12 protein-coding genes are annotated in these 13856 nt (G+C 65.7%); 3 read left to right on the top strand and 9 right to left on the bottom strand.

The features are described 5' to 3' along the window. Positions 1-224 precede the first annotated feature (224 nt). Positions 225-2042 carry a translational GTPase TypA gene (gene typA / locus ACXAD2_RS19905; RefSeq protein ID WP_475173498.1) on the bottom strand — a complete coding sequence of 606 codons (1818 nt, stop codon included), beginning with the start codon at positions 2040-2042 and terminating at the stop codon, positions 225-227. A gap of 62 nt (positions 2043-2104) precedes the next feature. After that, positions 2105-2434 (bottom strand): SMR family transporter, encoded by a 330-nt coding sequence (locus tag ACXAD2_RS19900; RefSeq protein ID WP_164179104.1) that lies wholly within the window; start codon positions 2432-2434, stop codon positions 2105-2107. Positions 2435-2610: 176 nt separating this feature from the next. On the opposite strand from ACXAD2_RS19900, the gene ACXAD2_RS19895 reads away from it, so the two are divergent. Both ACXAD2_RS19895 and ACXAD2_RS19890 read left to right on the top strand, forming a co-directional pair. Further along, complete coding sequence (locus ACXAD2_RS19895) at positions 2611-3288, top strand: hypothetical protein (protein ID WP_475173495.1); 678 nt, start codon at positions 2611-2613, stop codon at positions 3286-3288. Continuing rightward, on the top strand, positions 3285-5036 hold the full coding sequence (locus ACXAD2_RS19890; protein WP_475173492.1) for a methyl-accepting chemotaxis protein: 1752 nt from the start codon (positions 3285-3287) through the stop codon (positions 5034-5036). The genes ACXAD2_RS19895 and ACXAD2_RS19890 overlap by 4 nt, the downstream gene beginning before the upstream one ends. Positions 5037-5136: 100 nt before the next feature. Here ACXAD2_RS19890 and ACXAD2_RS19885 read toward each other — a convergent pair whose 3' ends face one another. The 4 genes from ACXAD2_RS19885 to tyrS form a co-directional block, all read right to left on the bottom strand. Then, entirely contained in the window at positions 5137-6000 is an 864-nt protein-coding gene (locus tag ACXAD2_RS19885; RefSeq protein WP_475173489.1) for an ATPase, read from the bottom strand. Positions 6001-6066: 66 nt separating this feature from the next. After that, positions 6067-6921, bottom strand: a complete 855-nt coding sequence (locus ACXAD2_RS19880) for a DMT family transporter (RefSeq protein ID WP_475174978.1) — start codon at positions 6919-6921, stop codon at positions 6067-6069. Between the two features lie 56 nt (positions 6922-6977). Next, the gene (locus ACXAD2_RS19875; RefSeq protein ID WP_475173484.1) at positions 6978-7250 is read right to left on the bottom strand and encodes a putative quinol monooxygenase; all 273 of its coding nucleotides are present in this window, start codon (positions 7248-7250) and stop codon (positions 6978-6980) included. Between the two features lie 271 nt (positions 7251-7521). Next, positions 7522-8772: a tyrosine--tRNA ligase gene (tyrS, locus tag ACXAD2_RS19870; protein ID WP_475173481.1), complete on the bottom strand. Its 1251-nt coding sequence runs from the start codon at positions 8770-8772 to the stop codon at positions 7522-7524. 97 nt (positions 8773-8869) lie between these two features. On the opposite strand from tyrS, the gene ACXAD2_RS19865 reads away from it, so the two are divergent. After that, positions 8870-9955, top strand: coding sequence for an anhydro-N-acetylmuramic acid kinase (locus ACXAD2_RS19865; protein ID WP_475173478.1), 1086 nt, complete (start codon positions 8870-8872; stop codon positions 9953-9955). Between the two features lie 114 nt (positions 9956-10069). Here the strand turns inward: ACXAD2_RS19865 and guaA are convergent, their stop codons facing one another. The 3 genes from guaA to ACXAD2_RS19850 all read right to left on the bottom strand — a co-directional run bounded on the left by guaA (position 10070) and on the right by ACXAD2_RS19850 (position 13739). Further along, entirely contained in the window at positions 10070-11635 is a 1566-nt protein-coding gene (guaA, locus tag ACXAD2_RS19860) for a glutamine-hydrolyzing GMP synthase (protein WP_066100638.1), read from the bottom strand. A 169-nt stretch (positions 11636-11804) separates the two neighbouring features. After that, on the bottom strand, positions 11805-12749 hold the full coding sequence (locus ACXAD2_RS19855; protein WP_475173473.1) for a delta-class carbonic anhydrase: 945 nt from the start codon (positions 12747-12749) through the stop codon (positions 11805-11807). Positions 12750-12983: 234 nt separating this feature from the next. Then, on the bottom strand, positions 12984-13739 hold the full coding sequence (locus tag ACXAD2_RS19850) for a DUF2270 domain-containing protein (protein ID WP_475173471.1): 756 nt from the start codon (positions 13737-13739) through the stop codon (positions 12984-12986). Positions 13740-13856: the final 117 nt, after the last annotated feature.

Raw genomic sequence — 13856 nt, 5'->3', positions numbered from 1 at the left:
ACCTAGCGTAAAGAGTTGCGCCTCCTCACGCCTTTGTCAGACCCGGCGCGCCCGTTCAGGTGCAACCGGCAAAGAAAAAGCGGCCCCCGAAGGGACCGCTCTGCATCTTCTTCTCTTTAAAAATACGCCGGGGGTGCGGGGGCTGGCCCCCGCTAAAACCTGCGTGCGGGGGCTGGCCCCCGCTTGATCCCGTGTGCGGGGGCTGGCCCCTGCGGCGCTTCGGCTTACTGGCTGCGCGCTTGGCGCTTGCGCTCGTGCGGGTCGAGGTAGCGCTTGCGCAGACGGATCGCGTTCGGCGTCACTTCCACCAGTTCGTCGTCGTTGATGTAGGCAATGGCCTCTTCCAGCGACAGGGTGACCGGCGTGGTCAGGCGGACCGCTTCATCAGTGCCCGAGGCGCGGACGTTGGTCAGCTTCTTGCCCTTCAGCGGGTTCACTTCCAGGTCATTCTCGCGGCTGTGCTCGCCGATGATCATGCCCTGATAAACCGGTGCCTGCGCACCAAGGAACATCTTGCCGCGGTCCTCGAGGTTCCACAGCGCATAGGCCACAGCCTCGCCGTTTTCCATCGAGATCAGCACGCCGGCGCGGCGGCCTTCGATCGCGCCCTTATGTGCGGTCCAGCCGTGGAACACGCGGTTCAGCACGCCGGTGCCGCGGGTGTCGGTGAGGAACTCGCCGTGGTAGCCGATCAGACCGCGCGACGGCACATGGCCGACGATGCGGGTCTTGCCGGCGCCAGCGGGCTTCATCTCGACCAGTTCGCCCTTGCGCGGACCGGTGAGCTTTTCGATCACCGCGCCGGTGTATTCGTCGTCGACGTCGATGGTGACTTCCTCGACCGGCTCCATGCGCTGGCCGTCTTCTTCTTTCATGATCACCTGCGGACGCGAGATGCTGAGCTCAAAGCCCTCGCGGCGCATGTTCTCGATCAGAACGCCCATCTGCAGTTCGCCGCGGCCGGACACCTCGAAAGCCTCGCCGCCGGGGGTGTCGGCGATCTTGATCGCGACGTTGCCCTCGGCTTCTTTCATCAGGCGCTCGCGGATCACCCGCGACTGCACTTTCTTGCCGTCACGGCCAGCCAGCGGGCTGTCGTTGATGCCGAAGGTCACGGTGATGGTGGGCGGATCGATCGGCTGCGCGTCGATCGGCTCATCCACGGCGAGGGCACAGATCGTGTCGGCCACGGTCGCCTTGGTCATCCCTGCGAGCGAGACGATGTCGCCGGCCAGACCCTCGTCGATGTCGGCCTGCGCGAGGCCACGGAACGCCTGCACGCGGGTGACGCGGAACTGTTCGATCTTCTGGCCGATGCGGCTGATCGCCTGCACGGTCTGGCCCACTTTGACGCGGCCACTCTCGATGCGGCCGGTCAGCAGACGGCCCACGAAGGGATCGCTGCCCAGCGTGGTCGCCAGCATGCGGAAATCTTCGTCCTGATGCTTGATCTGCTTGGGGGCGGGGACGTGGTTCACAACGAGGTTGAACAGCGCCGAAAGGTCCTTGCGCGGCCCGTCGAGCTCGGCGTCGGCCCAGCCGTTGCGGCCCGAGGCGTACATATGCGGGAAGTCCAGCTGGTCTTCGTCCGCGCCCAGCGAGGCGAAGAGGTCAAAGCACTCGTCGAGCGCGCGGTCGGGCTCGGCGTCGGGCTTGTCGACCTTGTTCAGAACGACGATCGGGCGCAGGCCGAGGGCGAGCGCCTTGGAGGTCACGAATTTGGTCTGCGGCATCGGGCCTTCGGCCGCGTCCACCAGCAGCACAACGCCGTCGACCATGCTCAGGATACGCTCCACCTCGCCGCCGAAATCGGCGTGACCGGGGGTGTCGACGATGTTGATGCGGGTGTCTTTCCACTCCACCGAGGTCGGCTTGGCGAAGATGGTGATGCCGCGCTCGCGTTCGAGATCGTTGCTGTCCATGGCGCGCTCGGCCACGGCTTGGTTCTCGCGGAACGCGCCGGACTGTTTGAGCAGCTCGTCCACAAGCGTGGTCTTGCCATGGTCAACGTGTGCGATGATCGCGATATTGCGCAGGTCCATAGGAATGCCTTTGAAGGGAGGTTTGCGCGCGGGTTATCTGCGCAGGCGACAAAAAGCCAGCCCTAATGCGGCGAGGCGCCGGAAAACAGGTGAATCACGAGGATCCCGGCAACAATCAGCCCCATCCCGAGGATCGCCGCCAGGTCCAGCTTCTGCCCGAAGGCGACCAGCCCGATGATCGAGATGAAGACGATCCCCAGCCCCGACCACATGGCATAGGCCAGTCCCACGGGCATGGCGCGCAGCACCATCGCCAGCAGGTAGAAGGCCGCGGCATAGGCGACCACGACGATCACCGAGGGCAGCGGGCGGGTGAATTGCTGGCTCGCCTGCAGGGCGGCGGTGCCGATGGTCTCGGCCAGCACGGCGAAGGCAAGGATCACATAGGTCATGACGGTCTCCGAAGGGCTCTCGCCCCCCTTCTGGCCCGGCGCGGACGCCGCTGCAAGCTGGTGCAAGCGGGGGAAACCCGATGGAATATCGGGGCAAATATGCGGTGCGTCTTAACCGGACGTGAGGAAATCGGGCTTAGAGCAGGAGATATGCCCCTTGCCTGCGGAGGTCTGTCATGATCGGCACAGCCGACGGTTTCCCAAAGAATTCAAGTGATCACGCCAATCCATCGCGTCCCCTCGGGGGGCTGCCTCGGGCGCACTACGGCGCATTGGCTGCCGGTGCGCTGTCGCTCGCCTGCCTTTGCACCCTCCTCTGCAGTGGCGCTGCGCGCGCGCAGCAGGTGGACGCGGCAGCGCTGCAGCAGGCAATCGCGGCGCAGGTCACGCCATTGCTGACCGATCCTCAGATCCTCGCAGCGATTGCAGAGCAGAATGCAGCGACATCGGGCTATGATGCGGCGCAGATCGACACGCTCGACGCGCGCTGGCGGGCCGAGATCGGCGCTGCCGAGACACCGACAATCTCCCCGGTGCTGGAAAACCCGGTGTCGCAGATGCTGATGAGCCATGCGCAGGCTTCCGGCGGGCTCGTCACCGAAGTTTTCGTCATGGACGGGCAGGGGCTGAACGTGGCCATGTCGCATGTGACGTCCGATTATTGGCAGGGGGACGAGGCGAAGTTTCTCGAGACCTTCCCGCAAGGCGCGGGCGCGCGGCACGTGGGCGCGGTGGAGTTTGACGAATCGAGCCAGCATTACCTCGTGCAGGTTTCCGTCACCGTCGCCGACCCAGACAGCGGTGCGCCGCTGGGGGCGCTGACCGCCGGGCTCGACGCGGAGATGCTGCAGTGAGGGCCCGGGCCGCCCGCTTCGCGGGCAAGATCGGCACGCTGCGCCTCTTCCCGGGGTCGGTGTTCTTCAAGGTCGCCGGGCTGGTCGTGCTGGCGACGCTTGTGGTCGCCGGGCTCTTGGCCTGGCAAGCATGGCGCTTGGGCGACCGTGTGACCGCGCTTGGGATCGAGGCCACTGCGCGCCAGTCGATCGACGCTGCGGCGGACACATTGCTGCCAGCGATCCGCTTCGGCGACGCAGAACGGGTCGGGACGCTTCTTGCGGATCATCTGGAGAGCAGCGGCCCTGATCTTATCGGCGGGATGGTCATCTCCGGCACCGGAGAGATTCTCGCTCAGGCCGGCGATTTGGGGCCACTCCTGCCCGAGCTTCAGGCGCTGGCCCGCGCGGCGCTTGAAAGCGGAGAGCGGCAGAGCGGCGCGCAAGGAAAGATGGTGGCGGTCCCGGAACGCCTGACAGCTGACGCCGCCCCAGTGGCCGCCGTCGCCGAGGTCTGGAGTGATGCCGGGCTGCGGGCCGCCACCGCCTGGGACCGACAACTTATGCTGCTCACCGGGGCGGGCAGCCTTGCGCTGATGCTTCTGGTGTCGCTGCTCTGGTTGCGCCGGGTGATCCTGCGACCGCTGGCCGCCCTACAACAGGCGATGTCACGGGTGGCGGCAGGCGATTACGATGTCGAACTGTCGATGCACGGTCGGCGCGATGAGTTTGGCGAGCTGGCGCGGCATCTGGCGGATCTGACCGAAACGCTGGGCCGGGGCCGCGATGCTCAGGAGGCACGAGGCCGGGCGCATGAGGCGCAGAACCGCGTGGTGCGCCACTTGAGCGAGGCGCTGAACGAATTGGCGGAGGGCTCGCTCGAACGCAGCATTCGGGAAGAATTCCCCGATGAATACGAAGAATTGCGGGGCAATTACAACCGCGCGGTCGAAAGCCTGCGCGCCGCGATGACCGAGGTGAATGCAGGCGCGCTCAATATCCATGGCAGCGCCGAAGAGATCGCCAAAGCCTCTGACGACCTGTCCCGCCGCACCGAGACGCAGGCCGCGACCCTCGAGGAAACCGCCGCCGCGCTTGACCAGATGCTCTCCAGCGTGCGCGACGCGGCGCAATCGGCCCGAGATGCGGAAAACAGCGTGCAGACCGCTTCGAAACTGGCCGATCAGAACGGCGAGGTGATGCGCTCGGCGGTCGAAGCCATGGGCGGGATCGAGCGCAGCTCGCAGCAGATCAATGAGATCATCGGGGTGATCGACGACATCGCCTTCCAGACCAATCTGCTGGCCCTCAACGCCGGGGTCGAGGCCGCGCGCGCGGGATCTTCCGGCAAAGGATTTGCGGTCGTTGCCTCCGAGGTGCGCGCGCTGGCGCAGCGCAGTTCTGACGCGGCGCAGCAGATCAAGACGCTGATCAGCGGCTCTGCCGATCAGGTGCGCGACGGCGTGGAACTGGTGGAACGCTCCGGCGAGGCGCTAAGCGAAGTGGTGGCGCAGGTCGGCCAGATCTCGGCGCTCGTCAGCAATATCGCTGGCGTCGCTTCGGAACAGGCGCAAGGGCTGACCGAGATCAACACCGGCGTCAGCAACCTTGATCGGGTCACCCAGCAGAATGCCGCCATGGTCGAGCAGAGCACGGCGGCCGCCCATATGCTGCGCGGCGACGCGGGCAAACTCTCGCATCTCATTCAGGGTTTCCGGCTTGGCGTTCCGACCGGGCAGGTGGGCCGGGAAGACAATGCCGCCGCGTGACCTCAGGGTTGGGGGCATTGGGACATCGGGGTCCCGAGGCTCTGCGCCTGATGCGCTGCCTCATGCACCCCGCGCCACGAAGAAGCCCTGTGCCGGTGGTTCAGCCCCGCGCCGCCAGCGCGTGTGCCACGACCTCGGTGAAATCCGCTTCGTCCCGCACCGTCGCCATATCGGCGGCCTCGACCGTGATGCCCCAGTTCCGGGCCATCGCCTCATAGCGCGGCTGCCGGTGCGCCAAAGCCCGCGCGTAGGTCCAGCGAATGAAATCGTCGGGGTCCACGGCGCTTTCAACGAGCCCTTTCTCATCAAGGTAGGCCGTCCACGCACTTGCCAGGAATTCCGGCTGATAGGCCATCGGCTTTGGCGCGCGGTCAAAGCGGCGCACCAGTTCCTCGGTATGCGCCTCGCTGCCGCGAATCCAGATCATCAACGCCTGCCGCGACAATTCGGTCAGGATCGGGTCCGCCGGGTTCTCGGCATCCACCCATTCGCAGATCGACCCGCCGGTGTCGCAGATGAAATGCGGGTAGCCGTAAAGCTGCTGCGCGCGTTCGATAAAATAGCCGGTATCAAGCAAGGCTTGCTCTTCCGCGCGGCGGAATTGTTCCTGCCGCAGGCGGTAGGTGTCCATGGCAAGGCCGCCGCGCGCGGGATCACCGGGCTTGCCCAAATAGGTGGAGACAGGCGTGAGGTTCTCGAAGGTGATGTTCGAGCCGATGTAGATCGAATCCGACAGAAGAAGCTCGCGCAGAAACGGGTTCTTCATCGCCTCGGCCTTGGCGTTGTCGGCGATATATTCGCCCATGTAGCGCGTGCCGATGCGGTAATCGATCGAATAGTGGAACCAATCCCCCGACTGCCGCAGCATCGACGAGACATGGGTTTTCCCAAGCCCCGACATGGCAAAGAGCACCACGTGCTTGCGGGGCGCGTCGCGCCACTCGGCGGCGGTGTTATACAGCATTCTTCGGCTCTCCATTCGTCCGCCCCGACAGGTACTTGCGCGCGCGGGCGGCGTCAAATCCCGCGATCAGCCATGCGGTGCCAGCGCGCGGCGGGCGGCGCGGGTCTCGCGCAGGATATTGGCGTAATTGGCCGCAAAGATGATCGCCGCCCCCAGCAGCACCCATGGGTCGAGCGGCTCGGCATAGAGCAGCATGCCGACGATGGCGATCACCGGCAGTCGGGTGAAATCGATCGGCATGACCACCGAGGCAGGCGCAAGGCCAAGCGCGGTGGTCAGGCAGAAATGCGCGCAGAGCCCGGCAAGGCCGATGACCACCACGCCGGGCCATGCGGCGGCGGAGGGCAGGGCGATCAGCCCGTCATAGCCCGCGCAGATGAGGCCCATCACCGCCTGCGTCACCGTCAGCCAAAAGAGGATGCACAGCGTGCTTTCGCTGCGGGTCAGCTTGCGGGTGTAGATCGCCGATCCGGCAAAACCGATGGCCGCCCCGGCGGCGGCGAAAATCCCCGGCGAAAGCGTTTCGGGCGAAGGCCGGGTGACGATCAGAATGCCGAGAAAACCGATCAGCGCGGCACCGGCGCGCGGCCATGTGAGTCGCTCGCCCAGCACCAGCGGCGCCAGCAGCAGCGCCCAGATCGGTCCGGTGAATTCCAGCGCAAAGACTTGCGCCAGCGGGATCACGGTGATCGCATAGAGCCAGAGGTTCTGCCCAGTGAAATGGCACAGGTTGCGGGTGATCTGCGTGCCCATATGGCGCGTGGTGATGGTCTTGCGCCGACCAGTGCCCAGCACCACGGCGCTGATGATGGCCACGCCGATCAGCGAGCGGTAGAGCATGATTTCGAAGGTATCGAGGCCGGAGCTGACATAGCGTCCGGCCACCGCCATGGCGCTGAACGAGATGATCGAGCCGATCATCCACAGCGCGGCCCTTGGCACCGCGCTCGGCGCGGCGCTGGCGGCGAGCGGCGCGCTCACAGGTCGGCCACGTCGTAGTCGCGGGGCAGATCACAGGTGACGCGGAACCAGTCGCTGGCGCGGGTGCGCGCCTGATGCGCGTCAAAGGCGGCGCGGTTCAGGAAAAGCTCGGAGACCTCGAATACACCGGGATCGGTTTCTCGAAGCTCGAAAAAGACGCAGCCCGGCTCTTCGCGGCTGAGGCGAATGTGCTCGGGCATGGCGGCGCGCACGGCATCGGCGCGGTCTTCGGGGGCGGTCATCGTGCCGGTCAGTTGCACCGCGCTCATCGGGTGGGTCCGCCCTGCGCGTGGCAGCGCATCGCGCCACCGATAAAACCGGAACTTTTACCGGGCTGTTTACCGGACTGTGTGATGGTCTTGGTCATGGGGTCCTCTCGCGGCGCGAGACTGGCCCGGCGCTGCGTCGGGGGCAAGACCCGATCTGCACGGCGATGCAGCGCGGCCACGGTTTCGGGCCAGCGAACGGCATGGCCCCTCAAACTGAAAAGGGGCAGCGCCCGCGGCGCCGCCCCTGATCTCTGCGCGGAAAAGTCGGGGCTCAGCCCAGCTTCACCAGTGCGTGGCGCTTCTTGCCCGCCGAGAGCTTCACCGGCGCGGCCAGCTTGCCCGCGTCGAGCATCAGCCCGGCGTCGGTCAGCGGCGCGTCATCCATACGCGCGCCATTCTCGGCGATCAGGCGCTTGGCCTCCTTGCCCGATTTGGCAAGGCCCGCGCGCACGATCACCTGCACGATGGAAATGCCGTCGCCGATCTCTTCGGCGGAAAGCTCCAGCGTCGGCAGGTCATCCCCGACGCCGCCCTTTTCGAAGACTTCGCGCGCGGTCGCCTCGGCGGCGGCGGCGGCCTCGGCGCCGTGGCACAGCGTGGTCACCTCATTGGCGAGGATGATCTTGGCCTGGTTGATCTCCGAGCCCTGCAGCGATCCCAGCCGCTCGCATTCCTCGACCGGCAACTCGGTGTAGAGCTTGAGGAAGCGGCCGGTGTCGGCATCGGTGGTGTTGCGCCAGAACTGCCAGAACTCGTAGGGCGAGAGCATATCGGCGTTAAGCCACATGGCGCCGCCCTGGCTCTTGCCCATCTTGCGGCCGTCCGAGGTGGTCAGCAGCGGCGAGGTGAGGCCGTAGATCTCATTGTCGAGCACCCGCCGGGTCAGGTCGATGCCGTTGACGATATTGCCCCATTGGTCCGAGCCGCCCATCTGCAGAACGCAGCCATAGCGGCGGTTCAGCTCAAGGAAGTCATAGGCCTGCAGGATCATGTAGTTGAACTCGAGGAACGACAGCGACTGCTCGCGGTCGAGGCGCGATTTCACGCTCTCGAAGCTCAGCATGCGGTTCACCGAGAAATGCCGCCCGATGTCGCGCAGGAACTCGAGGTAGTTGAGCCCGTCGAGCCATTCGGCGTTGTTGAGCATCAGCGCGTCGGTCTCGCCGCCGCCGTATTGCAGGTATTTGGCGAAGACCTGCTTCATGCCCTCGATATTGGCGTCGATCTGCTCGGGCCCGAGCAGCGGGCGCTCGTCCGAGCGGAACGACGGATCGCCCACTTTGGTGGTGCCGCCGCCCATCAGGGTGATCGGCTTGTGCCCGGTTTTCTGCAGCCAGCGCAGCATCATGATGTTGAGCAAATGGCCCACATGCAGCGATTTCGCCGTCGCGTCATAGCCGATATACGCGGTGACCACGCCTTTGCTCAGCGCCTCGTCGAGGCCCTGATAATCGGTGCAGTCGGCCAGATAGCCGCGCTCGATCATGACGCGCATGAAGTCCGATTTGGGATGGTAGGTCATCGCGGATCCCTTCTATAGTTCGACCGTTCCTATAAGCGCGGGGAAGGCGAAGGTGAAGGGCAAGTTGGGTGCACGCTCCGTTTGGGCACTTGGGTGTATGTCGGGGACCTCTCTCGATGGGGTCGACGCGGCGCTGATCCGCACCGATGGCGCTGAAATCCACGAGTTCGGGCGCACGGGCTACCGGCCCTATTCCGAGGCCGAGCGGTCCGTGCTGCGCGCGGCCCTCGGGTGCTGGCCGGTCGAGGAGAACGCCGAGGTTCTGGCCGCGGCGCTCGACGTGACGCAGCGCGCGCATATCGAGCTTTTATCGCAATTCCCCGAGGCCGAACTGGTGGGCTTTCATGGCCAGACGCTGGCGCATGAGCCGCAGGGCCGCGGCACCCATCAGTTGGGCGACGGCGCGGCGCTGGCCGAGGCGCTGGATCGCGACGTGGTGTGGGATTTCCGCTCTGCCGATGTGGCGCTGGGGGGCGAGGGCGCGCCGCTTGCGCCCTTCTACCATTTCGCCTGCGCCAAGAAGATCGGGGCAACCCGGCCCGTGGCCTTTCTCAACCTCGGCGGCGTCGGCAACCTCACATGGGTCGATCCGCGCAAAACCTCGCCCGAGGCGCCGGGCGCGCTTTTGGCCTTCGACACCGGGCCCGCCAATGCGCCGATCAACGATCTGGTGGGCGAGCGGCTCGGCCTCGACTGTGACCGCGACGGGCAGCTGGCGGCGAAGGGCGAGGTGGTTGATGGCGCGTTGGAGCTGTTCCTCGAAGAGGGGTTCTTCCGCCGGATGCCACCCAAATCCCTCGATCGGGATGATTTCTCGCTGATGCTCGATCTGGTGCGCGAGCTTTCCGACGCCGATGCCGCCGCGACGATGACGGCGATGGCCGCCGCCGCGGTGATGCAGGGCATGGAGCATTGCCCGATCCCGCCCGAGCGGCTGCTGGTCACTGGCGGCGGTCGCCACAATCCGGTGATGATGGCGATGCTGTCGGCAGGGCTCGATTGCCCGGTGGTGCCGGTGGAAGAGGCCGGGCTCGACGGCGACATGCTCGAAGCGCAGGCCTTCGGCTTTCTCGCGGTGCGCGTGGCGCAGGGCTGGCCGACCTCCGGGCCCTCGACCACGGGTGTCGCCGCGCCGGTGGGCGGCGGGCAGGTGGCGCGCGTGGGCTCGCTGGTTGCGGGCTGACCGGAAGCCTGGCCGGAAGCGCCGGATTTTCGCAGGCGGCACCCCCGCCAAACAGCGGCTAGGCAGCCGCAAAGCAAAAGGCCGGGGCGAACCCCGGCCTTTATCTATATCAGATCATTCCCACTCGATCGTGCCCGGAGGCTTCGAGGTGATGTCATAGGTGCAGCGGTTGATGCCCTTCACCTCGTTGATGATCCGCGTCGCGGTCTCGCCAAGGAACTCGTGGCTGAACGGGTAGTAATCCGCCGTCATCCCGTCGACCGAGGTCACCGCGCGCAGCGCGCAGGCGTAATCATAGGTGCGGCCATCGCCCATCACGCCCACGGTACGCACCGGCAGAATCGCCACGAAGGCCTGCCAGATCTCGTCATAAAGGCCATGCTTGCGGATCTGGTCGATGTAGACCGCATCCGCCTTGCGCAGGATGTCGAGCTTTTCGCGGGTGATCTCGCCGGGGCAGCGGATCGCCAGACCCGGACCGGGGAAGGGGTGGCGGCCAATGAAGCTGGCGGGCAGGCCAAGCTCGTGACCCAGCACGCGGACCTCGTCCTTGAAGAGCTCGCGCAGCGGCTCGACCAGCTTGAGGCCCATTTTCTCCGGCAGGCCGCCCACGTTGTGGTGCGACTTGATGGTGACCGACGGGCCGCCCGAGAAGCTGACGCTCTCGATCACATCGGGATAGAGCGTGCCCTGCGCGAGGAACTGCGCGCCCTCGATGCCGTCGGCGTATTTTTGGAACACGTCGATGAACAGCTTGCCGATGATCTTGCGCTTGGTCTCGGGGTCGGAAACGCCCTCGAGCTCGCCAAGAAACAGGTCCTGCTCCTGCGCGTGGATCACCGAGAGGTTCATGTGATCGCGGAACATCGCGACGACCTCGTCGGCCTCATTGAGGCGCAAGAGCCCGTGATCGACGAAGACGCAGGTCAGCTGCTCGCCGATCGCCTCATGCAGCAGCGCGGCGGTGACCGAGCTGTCGACGCCGCCGGAAAGCGCGCAGATCACCTTGGCGTCGCCCACCTGTTCGCGGATCTGGCGCACGGCCTCTTCGCGATAGGCATCCATCGTCCAGTCGCCGGTGAAGCCGGCTTCTTTGATGAAGTTTTCGTAGAGCGTCTTGCCGTTCGGCGTGTGGTGCACCTCGGGGTGGAACTGCACGGCGTAGAACTTGCGCTCGGGGTCGGCGGTCACCGCGAAGGGCGCGCCGGGCGAGGTGGCGAAGACCTTGAAGCCCGGAGCAAGTTCCGAGACGTGGTCGCCGTGGCTCATCCACACCTGCTCGCGGCCGGTGCCGTCGAGGAACCAGCCCGACAGCAGGTCGAGGCGGTCGTCGTTCGGCGTCACATAGGCGCGGCCGAACTCTGCGGTGTGGCTTTGGCCGGCTTCGACCTTGCCGCCGAGGTCATGCATCATGACCTGCTGGCCGTAGCAGATGCCGAGGATCGGCACGCCAAGGTCATAGGCGGATTTGGGCGGGCGAGGCGAGCCCTCGCGCGTCACGCTGTCGGGGCCACCGGAGAAGACGATGGCCTTGGGGGCGAACTCCTTCAGAAAGTCGTCGGTGACATTCTGATAGGGGTGGATCTCGCAGTAGACGTTCAGCTCGCGCAGGCGCCGCGCGATAAGCTGCGTCACCTGGCTACCGAAGTCGATGATGAGGAGGCGATCATGCTGGGTCATGCGGCTGCTTTAGGCGGGCGGCGCGCAACGCGCAAGAGGCTGGGTGCGGCCTGAAGGGATTTGCCGCATTTCCAAGGCGGATCGCGCCCGCTGATACCCGCATCGGCGGGCGATTGGCAGGCTTTGCCGCGTCTTGTTCGCGAGCCTCTGCGCGGGCATCCGTCGCGGTTCACTCGATCTGGCTGAGCAGCGCCGGGGCGGTCACCAGTCTGCGCACGCCGTGGCTGTGGGTTTCTTCAAAGACATTGCCCATGCCGGCCCATGCGTCGAGGGTCGAGATGTCGAGCCGGGCACAGCGGGGCCGGACCGACCAAGTGACCTGCAGCGGCGAGCAGACCTGCTGGCTGTAGCTGGGGCCAGTGGTGGAGCCGCGGAACACCACTGGCGCGCCGGTGCCGGTGGGCAGGCCGCGCGCCTGATAGCGCCCCTCGCGCATGGTGCCGAAAAAGATGAAGTCGCGAAAATCCAGCGCGTTGGGGTCGTTCACCACCAAAAAAACCTGCAATTCCACCCGCAGCTCTGGGTTTGAGCAGGCATCCGAGAGGCAGGATCCCAGTCCGGGGCCGGGCGAGATCGCGCAGGAGGAATAGACCCAATGCACCTCGATCGTGTCGCCGGGCTCCACCCCATCAAAGCGCGCGGGGCTGCCATGCGGGCGCGTGAGTTCGACCTCGGAAAGCCCTTGCGAGCCCGCACATTTGAAGCCGCCATGCTCGCCCGGTCCGGCGTAGATCGAAAAGCCGGGGCCGAGGTGTTCGGCGTTGGTGTGGGTGTGAATGTTGCACAGGTTCATCTCTTCGGGCGGCGGGGCGAGGGTGAAACCGGCGGGGTTGAGCCCGTGCCGATTGCCGATGTCGCGCGGTGTTTGCGGGCCGAAGTCCTGACAGAGCGCGCCGCTTTCCTCGGGGATCGGTGCAGCATGGCCGCCGTTATGGTCGCTCGCGGCGCTTTGCGCTACGCCATGCGCTGCGGTCTGGCTGCCGTTCTGCGTAGCGCCATGGGAGGACGCCGCGCTTCTGTGTCCGTTGTCATGCCCGGTGTCATGCCCTGCAGGCGGGTAGGTGACCTTCGCCTCTGCCCATGCTTCGAGCGGCAGCAGTCCCGCGGCGAACACGAACAGCGCCAGAAGACAGGGAGCCCTTAGAGACGCCATACACCGCGCGCTTCTGCCTGCGACTCTCGCGGCCTGCCTTATAGTCTGGCTCACGGCCAGTCTCACGGCGTGTCTCACAGCCTGTGTCACGGCGAGTTTCACTGCCCGTCCCATCGCGCTCTGCCTCTCGCATTCCCAGCATCCAGAACCGCGATGATTTTGCCCGGCAGGTCTGAACCGGGGCTTAATCGCCGCTCAGTAGATCGCATCAGGCTGGGGAATATCGTTTTCAATTTGATCTTTCCGATCGAGCCGCCAGCTCCAGAGCGCCAGCGCCGCAAAGCTGGCCGCGTAGATCAGCCCGCCGAAGGCCATGACCGCGCCGGACACCGACCCGACGGCTGCACGATCCAGCGCCTCTTGCAGCGATGTCACGCTGAAAGGGTGCACGGTGATTTTGCCGACAAAGGCGAGGATCTGGATCAGCATGATCCAGAAATAGCAGCGGCGAATTCGTCGCCCCATGGCGTGCAGATAGCTGATGCGGAACACCGGGCGGCGGTAGTCGGTGCGCAAGTCCTGCGCCCAGAGGTCAGAGCCCGCGGCGGCGCCCAGCATCGGGCCGTAGAAGTTCATCTCCATATTGCGGAAGCGGCGGCGCCAGAGATCGCAGTAGCGATAGCGCCGCGCCTCCAGCGTCAGGAAGAAGAGGTTCAGAATGCCCACCAGCACCAGCGGCAGCGGCGAAGCGTCGGGGGCGGCATAGGCGATCGACAGCGCCACCCCCAGCGTCACCACCGCCCAGTTGGTCGTGGTGTCGAGCCGGGTGCGCCAGATCGAGCAGCGGTAGACCTCGCTGCGGTACAGATGCGCCAATGCGCCGATTTCGGCGCTGCCGAGCGGTCGCGGCTCTGTTGGACACGCCTGCGTTGCGTTCGCGTCCGTGGCACGCGCCTCTGTCGCATGCGCCTCTGCTTCACGCCCCTGCGTTGTCAGTTGCTCATCCCTCATGGTGAGCCCCCTTTGGCCTTGATGCAAAGCCCCGCACCCTGAAAACATGCTAACCGGATACAGCTTAAGAAGCCGTTTCGTGCCGCCAAGCGGCGCGGAGATGTCGCATTTGTCTGC

It is taken from the genome of Salipiger sp. ABN3_019 (genome assembly GCF_056158605.1).
This window is presented reverse-complemented; position numbering and strand designations above follow the sequence as displayed.

What these genes read in the sequence shown, in the direction of transcription:
- ACXAD2_RS19900 (WP_164179104.1), bottom strand. Translation starts at nt 2,434, where the DNA reads ATGACCTATGTGATCCTTGCCTTCGCCGTGCTGGCCGAGACCATCGGC.
- ACXAD2_RS19865 (WP_475173478.1), top strand. Translation starts at nt 8,870, where the DNA reads ATGTCGGGGACCTCTCTCGATGGGGTCGACGCGGCGCTGATCCGCACC.
- tyrS (WP_475173481.1), bottom strand. Translation starts at nt 8,772, where the DNA reads ATGACCTACCATCCCAAATCGGACTTCATGCGCGTCATGATCGAGCGC.
- guaA (WP_066100638.1), bottom strand. Translation starts at nt 11,635, where the DNA reads ATGACCCAGCATGATCGCCTCCTCATCATCGACTTCGGTAGCCAGGTG.
- ACXAD2_RS19875 (WP_475173484.1), bottom strand. Translation starts at nt 7,250, where the DNA reads ATGAGCGCGGTGCAACTGACCGGCACGATGACCGCCCCCGAAGACCGC.
- ACXAD2_RS19885 (WP_475173489.1), bottom strand. Translation starts at nt 6,000, where the DNA reads ATGCTGTATAACACCGCCGCCGAGTGGCGCGACGCGCCCCGCAAGCAC.
- ACXAD2_RS19850 (WP_475173471.1), bottom strand. Translation starts at nt 13,739, where the DNA reads ATGAGGGATGAGCAACTGACAACGCAGGGGCGTGAAGCAGAGGCGCAT.
- ACXAD2_RS19880 (WP_475174978.1), bottom strand. Translation starts at nt 6,921, where the DNA reads ATGATCGGCTCGATCATCTCGTTCAGCGCCATGGCGGTGGCCGGACGC.
- ACXAD2_RS19895 (WP_475173495.1), top strand. Translation starts at nt 2,611, where the DNA reads ATGATCGGCACAGCCGACGGTTTCCCAAAGAATTCAAGTGATCACGCC.
- typA (WP_475173498.1), bottom strand. Translation starts at nt 2,042, where the DNA reads ATGGACCTGCGCAATATCGCGATCATCGCACACGTTGACCATGGCAAG.